5 protein-coding genes are annotated in these 9,219 nt (G+C 60.0%); all 5 read right to left on the reverse strand.

The window, feature by feature from the left end:
- Positions 1-3,114 (reverse strand): CHAT domain-containing tetratricopeptide repeat protein (locus BGIM_RS0128020; RefSeq protein ID WP_029630669.1); only part of this gene is annotated, 3,114 nt, incomplete at its 3' end.
- Between the two features lie 118 nt (positions 3,115-3,232).
- The gene (locus BGIM_RS52775; protein WP_040890452.1) at positions 3,233-3,634 is read right to left on the reverse strand and encodes a hypothetical protein; all 402 of its coding nucleotides are present in this window, start codon (positions 3,632-3,634) and stop codon (positions 3,233-3,235) included.
- Positions 3,635-3,952: 318 nt separating this feature from the next.
- Entirely contained in the window at positions 3,953-4,372 is a 420-nt protein-coding gene (locus BGIM_RS0128030; protein ID WP_020473010.1) for a hypothetical protein, read from the reverse strand.
- A 313-nt stretch (positions 4,373-4,685) separates the two neighbouring features.
- Entirely contained in the window at positions 4,686-6,275 is a 1,590-nt protein-coding gene (locus BGIM_RS58395) for a sensor domain-containing diguanylate cyclase (RefSeq protein WP_157369474.1), read from the reverse strand.
- A gap of 23 nt (positions 6,276-6,298) precedes the next feature.
- The coding region (locus BGIM_RS52790; RefSeq protein ID WP_202947317.1) for a beta strand repeat-containing protein at positions 6,299-9,219 on the reverse strand (2,921 nt) is incomplete at its 5' end.

Raw genomic sequence — 9,219 nt, forward strand, 5'->3', positions numbered from 1 at the left:
GATCCCCAGTTGGTGGTAGGTGCTGGCGGCCTCGTGTTCGTTGCCCTGACGCTCCTCGATCTCAAGGGACTTGCGGTACCACGACTCTGCCGCCGCGAAGTCCCGGCGTTCTTCGGCGACCCGACCGAGTTGGTGGTAGGTGATGGCGGCCCCGTGTTCGTTGCCCTGACGCTCCTCGATCTCAAGGGACTTGCGGTACCACGACTCCGCCGCCGCGAAGTCCCGGCGTTCTTCGGCGACCAGACCGAGTTGGTGGTAGGTGATGGCGGCCCCGTGTTCGTTGCCCTGACGCTCCTTGATCTCAAGGGACTTGCGGTACCACGACTCTGCCGCCGCGAAGTCCCGGCGTTCTTCGGCGACCAGACCGAGTTGGTGGTAGGTGATGGCGGCCCCGTGTTCGTTGCCTTGACGCTCCGATATCTCAAGGGACTTGCGGTACCACGACTCCGCCGCCGCGAAGTCCCGGCGTTCTTGGGCGACCCGACCGAGTTGGTGCAACGGAGATGCCCTTCCTTTCTCATCTCCAATCCGAACATAGTACATTTGTAACTGGTCGAAGAGGGTCACAGCCGCCGGATAATTGCGGGTGTTCTGGGCATAGACCGCCAGTGCTTGTGTAAGGGCGGCGAAGTGCGCGGTCATGTCCAGACGTTCCGCAACGGCCCGAGCCGTGTGGAAGTTCGCCTCATGGATCAAGAAGGGAAATCGCTGTTCATGCAGATTCTTGGGAGCCAAGTGATCGGCGTAACCTGCCATGAAATCAACGAATGCCCTTGTCCAACTATCTCGTGTTTCCGGAGCGAGCAATTCATGGGCGCCACGCAGATAGCTGGTGAGGAGCGGGTGCAACTCGTAAATCGCCTGCCCGATGTCGCGCACCAACCCGGCATTGCCAAGAGCCGTCAGACATTCGTCGATCATTCCCCGCGTTGGCCCGCCCTCGACTTGTTTCGCCATCATTTCCAGATGACCAGCGACGGCGTATCCCTCATGCAGTCCGATCAGGATCAGCAATGGTTGCCAGTCTGTTGGCAGGCTTTCCGTGGCAAATCGGAGGGTGGCGGCCAGCGCTGCTTCGGATTCGTCTTTTGAGGCAAGCGTTTGTTTAGCGAGATTGGTTTCGAGATCGGCGATGAGTTGGGCCGCCGGACGATTTGCCAATTTCGGCAGCATCACCCGCATTGCCAGCGGGTGGCCCTTCAACATTTCCACCAACTCTTTCACATGCGGATTCGGTTTCGCCAGGTTTTGCCGGAGATCGAAGTCGCCCAAGACAGCGTTGGCAAACTCCCAGCGTTCTTCGCCGTCGAGGCCGCCGAGGGAGACCGGCTTGCCGATGTTTGTGATCCCAAGCCATTCTTCGGCTGAGCGGCTGGTAATCAACACCTTCGTTCGCCCGCCACGGAGCCGGGTCAGAAATTCTTTCAACAGTTTCGCGTCATCGTCCGACAGATTGCCCGTCATCGCCGTGCCGTCAATCCCGCGGGCCGACTCGAAATTGTCCCACACAATCCGCACCGGATTCCCCCGGCAGGCATCGGCCAGAAAGGCGAGCTTTTCTTCCACCTTGTGTGTGGCGAATTCCGGCTTCCCGGTGAGGGCCTCGCCGATGCGATTGAGGACATACTCGGCCGAACGAACCTCGCGGAAGTCGAACCACAAGGCCCCGGCCCCTAAGCCGCCGGTTTGCTCCAGCCAGCGGAGAAAGCCGCGTGCCAGCGTCGTCTTGCCGACGCCTCCCAACCCGGTGACCAGAATGCCGGCCGCCGGGCGGTGCATGGCCCGCTCCAACGCCAGCAAGGCGCCATCGCGACCCACGAATCCGTAGGGGTTCCGGTCGTCCCGCGCCGCCTCGGGCAAGCGACTGGCCGTTTTCCCAGGCGGTTTGCCGCCTCCCTTGGCGACGAACGAAAAATCAAGCGGGTCTTGCTGATACACAACCGGAACCAGCCAGTCGTCCAGATCGTAGGTGCCGCGAGCGCACACCCGCCCCTTGTTCTCCAGCATCTGCTGCCGGCCGGCGCGGACGGCCGCCGCCAGATTGCCGCTCTCGAACAGTCGGCGGTAGAACCCCGGCAAGAACTGCTTCGCTCCGCTCACATACAGGGCATAGGCCATCGCCACCACGCTCCGCGTGCCGGATTTCAACAATGCCGCCGCCACGGAGGCAAACGGGTCGGTGGCCTTGTCGTCGATCATCGCCGATTGACAGGCGTTCAACACCACCACCGGCACGGCGTGTTCGCGCAGCAACTCGCTCAATTGCTCGGCGTCCACCGGGTTCTCGTCCCCGTTGTCCGTCTCGAACAGCAATCGGCCGTCAGCCGCCCGCAGGACATTCCCGCCCCCCGGCGCCGGGGCATCAGCGCGATAGGCCCCGTGTCCGTCGAAGTGGAGAATGTGGTAATGGTGCGGATGCTTCCGCAGGTGTTCGCGAAGCTCGGCAAAAGTGGGGGGCCGAAGAACATGGACGGAAATCGGGAAGGCATGATCGGCCGCCAGTTCCACCAGCGACCGGGAGATGGATCGATATTTGACATCCCCCTTGTACGGCCGGGCGATGACCAGCAACACGTTCAGGCAGTCATCAGGCAGTTTGACCAAAACGGACGGATCGCCCTGCTTTTCTATTCGCCGTTCGATTTCGCATTGATGGGCCAACCGGGCGGTCGCGGCATCCTCCAACGCTTCCCAAGGCCAGCCCAGAATGAACGGACTGTCGCTAACCACCCGCACCGTCAGATTCTGAAGGCCGCCCCGTGTGGCGTCGTGGTAAAAATCCCTCGCCTTTCCCGAACCGAACAACGTGTCAAACGTCCGCCGCCCCCACTCCCGGAGAGCCGCCTGAACCCGGCCGGCATACTCGTCGTCGGGATGGAACGGATAGTCGAGGAATTTTTCCAGATACCAACGAAGCTGATGGATGAGATCATCGTTGGGCCGCCCTTCCACCCGGACGCTGTTCGGCGGCGCGACGAGGACGGCATCCGAAGTGTTCCCGTCGCTCAGCCGACTGACGGTAAACTTCGGAGGATTAGTGTCCGGAACATGCCGGATAACCAAGACAGGGGCGGTCATGATGGGAAAAGGGTGGGTTGTTTGGGTGCGAGCCATGCAATGCGTTGATTATCCCCCCTTAAGGCGGGAATACAAGCGAAAACGGAGGCCCGAATACCGCGCGCGATCCCGCCCGAGCGTCGGCACGTACCTGTGGTGAAGGCTGACACCCGAATCAGCGGAACGTCACGATGCGGCCCCGCAGTCCTTCCCGGCCACGGTCGGTGATCGTCCAGCGTTCGTCGCCATCCCCCTCGGATGCGGCGAGTTTGAGATCCCGCAGCATGGCCAGCCGGTCCGAAACATAGTTCTGAGGCTGACGGGCCAAGTCGGCCACTTCTTTCAGGGAGAGGGGGTCGGAAGCCCCGGACAAGGTCCGCAGGACGATCATGTCCCCGTAAGTGAGGATGACGTTATCCTCGCCCCGGCGGGTCAGCCAGACCGCCGACCGTTTGACAATGTCGCGGCTGGAGCCAATCACATGAGCCATGTGATTGGCCGTCCATCGCCGGGCCGCCGGATCACGGGCATAAAGCTGCATGATCTGTTCATTCACTGTTTTCAAATTGTTGGACATGCGAGTGCCCGTCAAGTGAAGCGGCCTGATTCGGGCGTCCGTCCGGAGACGAGGCGACCAAATGCTGTCGGCCAAAGAGGCGATTTCCAATATCAGGTCGGACTGGGTGAATATCCGCGAGATCATCCGGCAAGCCGGAGTGCCCCATTAGTTTAACGTCGCCGTCTATCACTTGAAAGGATTTTTTTCCGAAACCGGGGCGAGAGCTGGGAAATAGTGTCCGTGCCGATTGATGGTCCGGCACGGACGCGGGAGCATTCGACATGTCATTCGGCGATGCCCACAACCCCGACGGGAGGATTATTGGCGCCAACATACTTAAGCGGCCGAATCCGCCTTGAGAGACTGATTGGAGATTCCGAGAAAAACCCTCATTGGTTCGCTGATGCCCTCCCCTTCGATCCGGTAGAAAAACCCCAGATGAATGGCGGCCACCAGAAACTCTCCCTCGCTGAGAGGCATCCCTGTGAATTGCTCCACAATTTTCCGCAGTTCCAATGTGTTGTGCTTGCGGTTGGCCTGCTTGGTTTTCGCCTTGTCCGCAAACCAAGCGCAGATGTCGTCGAATTTCTCCAGCGGGGCGTCGGCAAGTTGGCGACGAGCCTCGTCGAAAGCGGCCAGGCGTTCGCCGGCGGTGGCGCCGTACTTGGGACTGTCGAAGTAGGCCGGGGTCACGACTCCGATGTTCGTCAGGCCGGGAATTTTCAGCAATACGGATAGCACATCATCGCGAGTCATGCGACCGCCCTTTCTTGATGGAGGGCGAAAAAAGAGCGAGATAATTGAGTCTCATTAAAATTATCGACATTAGTTTGGCGTTGAAAATGCTAATTTCTCCAATTCCTCGTAAATAATAAATAATAAATAATTCCTTATCAGCTAAGCGATGCGTTCCCTTTGCACTGCATCGCAGCCAAATGTTAAAGCGGTTGTTTTTCATTTTTCACCATCAACGAAGTTAAGAGCAAAGGCGAAATATTGCTCTGTCTGCATTTTGTTTGAGCTTTGCGCCGCATAAATAATTGCTTTAACATTGGACTACGCTGTGGTGTTAGAACGGTGTGAAAGTCGCAATTAGTTCGGGCAGGACAGGGTTTTGCAAGATTGGTTGGGCAGGCGCGGGCGCCGGTTTTGTCAGGGGTTTCTCCGTTGAATTGGAATCGGCGGGAACTTCATTGAAGCAGACCACTCGATTGCGGCCGCCGTGCTTCGCGGCATAGAGAGCCTTGTCGGCTTGGTCGAGAAACTCTTGGATCGTGGCCGGGCTGAGTTCCGTGCAGGACACCCCCAGGCTGGCGGTCACCGGGATACCGGCGATTGGATTGGCGGCGAGGGCGGCTCGAATCCGCTCGGCCTGCATGGCCGCGCTGGTCAGGTCGGTGTTCGGCAGGACGATGCAGAATTCCTCGCCGCCATATCGGCACACGAGGTCCGTGTTGCGGCTGTTGCCCCGCAGGAGTTCGGCCACTTGTTGCAACACTTGGTCGCCGGCCGAGTGGCCGTGATTGTCGTTGATCTTCTTGAAAAAATCGACGTCCACCATCACGCAGGACGCCGCCGAGCCCCCCCGGAGGCGCCGGTCCCATACTGTTTGCAGTTCGGTCATGAACGAACGGCGGTTCATGCACAGCGTCAGCGGATCGCGGGTGGCGAGGAGTTTCAGCTCCCGGTTTTGATGATGGATCTCGGCCCGCGAATGCTGGAGTTTCAGAAGAAGGTCTTGAAGCTCGGTGTTCTTTTGCTCCAACCCAGTCAGATCGTCGCAGGTGACTAGGGTACCGCAATTTTTGCCGTCGTCGGCCAGAATGGGCGTGGTGTTGATTGACAACCGGATCAGTTGCCCGTCGCGAAGGAGGCTGAGCAGAAATCCCGTTTGCGAAAGCCCTTTGCGGAGCGATCGTTCCCAAGGAAGATCGGCGGCCACCAACGGGCCGTTCGTATTGACCATTTGCCACGGGAGTTCTTGGATTGGCTTCCCCCGCAATTGGTCGGTCGGGATGTGGACCAGGCGGCTGAATGCTCCGTTTGCCAGGGCAATTTGCTGGCGGGTGTCGAGAACCAACACCCCTTCGGACAGCGCTTCCAAGGCTGACCGAACCCGGTGGGGCAACAAGTCCGTGGGACCGGCCCGCCAGGACATATGCCAGACATAGAGCGAATACAACAGCATGCAGCCCACGCCAACAAAGATCACAAACGCGACTTCCGGCGTCAGGCCGAACGGCCCGGCGGGCAGGGGGCCAAACGCGAATTCCAATTGCCCCCACGGTTTCCCGTTCGCGGAGATTGGCACACGGACATAGCGCCCGGTGAACGGAACGTCCCCCGGATCGACCCATTCTTGTTCATGATCGCCCGCGAAGGCCGCCAGTTTTCCATCGGTCAGCCGGACGCCGAGCGAACGCAACTGCGGATTGCGTTCGACGGCCGATTTAACCGTCTCCCGGAGTCCGGCGAGATCCGGGTCTCGCGCTTCGCGGGCCGCATGGACGGCCACGGCCTCGCAATAATCCTTGCGGGCAATCACTGCCGTCGTGCCGCTGTCGGGCAGCAAGCCAAGGGAAAGGCCGACAAACACGACCGTCATCGTCAACGCGGTCATCGCGGTGGCAAGGCGAAACAATCTGATCCGTTCACGCATGGCAGTTTCCGGTTTCGGGAGTTTCACGAGGCGATTGACTGCAAGGACTCTTTGTCTTCTTCTTCCTCGGCTCGCTTGTCGCGGGAAGCCAGCACGACCAGCGGATCAAACGGCTTCCACGCCGGCGCGGCCGACACCATCGCCCCGATGATCCAGCAGATCGACCGGACGCTCCAGGCAATCACCCCGACGGTGGTGAGGAACCCCGTCGCCAGAACGATTTTCGCGGGCACGTCGTTTTGATTGGCGAACTCCCGGACATTCTTTTCCAATTCATCAAGGGCATCCGGTTCTGCAAACACCGGAATCGCCTCCGCGACGGCCTTGCGGACTTCGCGGGGCGCCGGCCCCTGTTCCGGCTTGTATTCTTCCGAGGCCACGTTCACCGGTCTCACCTCTTGAACAGGCGCCACCACCGTCGTCGGCGGGACAATGATTCGGGGTTCCAAAACCGGCGCCTTTTCCGGCGGACGATTGACCGGCGGAACATTTTCGTCCAGGCGTACCACCAGATCCCCATCATCCGTGCCAAGGAAGATGTAACTCCCCAGCCGACCCGGCCCGGTTGCCTTGGCCACCACGGGAGGCGCCGTCGGGTCGCCGGAAGTTCCGGGATCTTCGGTGGAGGTCGTCGAACCGTCGTTTGTCTCCGTCGGTCCGCCGCCAACCTCTTTGGGAACGGTGATGTTCACCAAAACCGGCCCGCCGCCGACCGCGCGCTGCCGGGGCCGAGGGTCAACCGGTTGGGTTGGAGGCGGCGGTTCGGGGTCTTGAGTCACCGGTGGCTCGGGATCTTGATTCACCGGCGGTTCGGGAGGCAAAGGCGGCCGCGGATTGAGGACGGCGAGATGATCGTTGTCTTCGTTCACCATCGCCCATTCTCGGGGGGCCAGACTGTCGAATGAGAAGTCCTCGCCGCTCGGCGCCGCCAAACGAATCTTGTAGGTTTGATCGCCGTCAACGAATTGGTCATCAACGCCGGTGACGGTCACTGTTTGCGGGATGTTCCAATTGGCGGCCGTGAATGTCAGGGATGATGTGCTGACGATTCCCTCGCCCGTGTTTGAGGAAGCGACCGGAATGGTCACATCACTGGTTGGCTGGCTGTCCAAAACGACGGTGAAGCTGGCCGTTCCTCCCGCTTCCGTGGTGGTCAAACCATTGGCGGCCACCCGATATCCCACCGTGTCGTTGTCGATGTTGGTGAAAGCAATGTCGGCGGGGTCGAGGCCGTTGAAGTTCGTATCCGTGCTGACGACCCGGCCAAAGCGAATGGCGAAACGTTGATTGCCGTCGGCCACTTGGTCGTCAACACCGGTGACGATGATCGTTTGAGGAAGGTTCCAATTCGCGGGAGTGAAGGTGAGGGATGCCTTGTTGACGGTTCCCTCGCCGGTGTTCGAGGAACTGACGGGAAGTGTCACATCACCAGTCGGCTGGCTGCTCAGAGAGATGACGAATGAAACGCTTCCGCCTCCCTCGCTGGTGGTCGGATTGGCAATTGTCGGAATCACAAACCCCGCCGTGTCATTGTCAATGTTTGTCAGCGACAAGTCGGCGGGATCAAGACCGTTGTAGTTGGGGTCCGTGCTGGACGCGGCCCCGAGGACAATCGTGTAGGGCTGGTTGCCATCAACGACGTGGTCATCAACGCCGGTGACGGTCACTGTTTGCGGGATGTTCCAATTCGCCGGAGTGAAGGTGAGCAAAGCCGTGCCGGCGGTTCCTTCGCCCGTGTTCGACGAACTGACTGGAATGGTCACATTGCCGGTGGGCTGACTGCTCAACGCCACCGTGAACGTCACCGTTCCCCCGGCCTCGGTAGTCGATGAACCGCCGACGAGGTTCGTCGAAAAACCGGCGGTGTCGTTGTCCAGGTTCGTGAGGGTTAGATCGGCCGGATCAAGACCGGCATAGTTCGGATCGACACTGGCGGCCGCGCCAAGCAGAACCGTGTAGGACTGGTTGCCGTCGGCCACCTGATCGTCAACACCGGTGACGATGACCGTTTGCGGAAGGTTCCAATTCGCCGGAGTGAACACCAATTGGCTGACGGAAACCGTTCCCTCGGCCGTGTTCGACGAACTGACCGGGATGGTCACATCGCCAGTCGGCTGGCTGCTCAAGACCACGGTAAAACTGGCGGTTCCACCCGCTTCGGATGTCGTGGAACCGCCAACAAGAACCACCGAGACGCCAGCGGTGTCGTCATCAAGATTGGTCAGAGAGACATCGGTCGGATTGAGACCGTTATAGTTGGGGTCTGTGCTGGTGGCGGCCCCGAGGATGATCGTGTAAGGTTGGTCGCCGTCTTGCACCTGATCGTCAACGCCGGTGACGGTCACCGTCTGGGGGATGTTCCAGTTCGCCGGGGTGAAGGTGAGTTGAGTGACAGAAACCGTTCCCTCGCCCGTGTTGGAGGAACTGACCGCAATGGTCACATCGCCGGTCGGCTGGCTGCTGAGGGCCATTGTAAACGATACAGTCCCCCCGGATTCGGTGGTGGCCGATGACCCGCCGATGATGGCGGTGGCCACTCCGGCGGTGTCGTTGTCCGTGTTGGTGCAGACCACATCCGTCGGGTCGAGGCCGTTGAAGTTCGGATCGGAACTGACGGCCACGCCAAGGATGATCGAATAGGTCTGGTTGCCGTCGGCCACTTGGTCATCAACGCCGGTGATGATGACCGTCTGAGGGATGTTCCAATTGGCCGGGGTGAACGTCAGTTGAGTGACGGAGGCTGTTCCTTCGCTCGTGTTCGATGAACTGACCGGGATCGTCACATCACCGGTCGGCTGGCTGTTCAAGACTACCGTGAAACTGGCCGTTCCCCCGGATTCCGTCGTTGTGGCGCTGCCGATGACAGCCACCGAGACACCGGCGGTATCGTTGTCCAAATTTGTCAGGGGCACATCGGCCGGATCAAGCCCGTTGAAATTCGGGT

It is taken from the genome of Zavarzinella formosa DSM 19928, from assembly GCF_000255705.1.
GTDB classification, from domain to species: domain Bacteria; phylum Planctomycetota; class Planctomycetia; order Gemmatales; family Gemmataceae; genus Zavarzinella; species Zavarzinella formosa.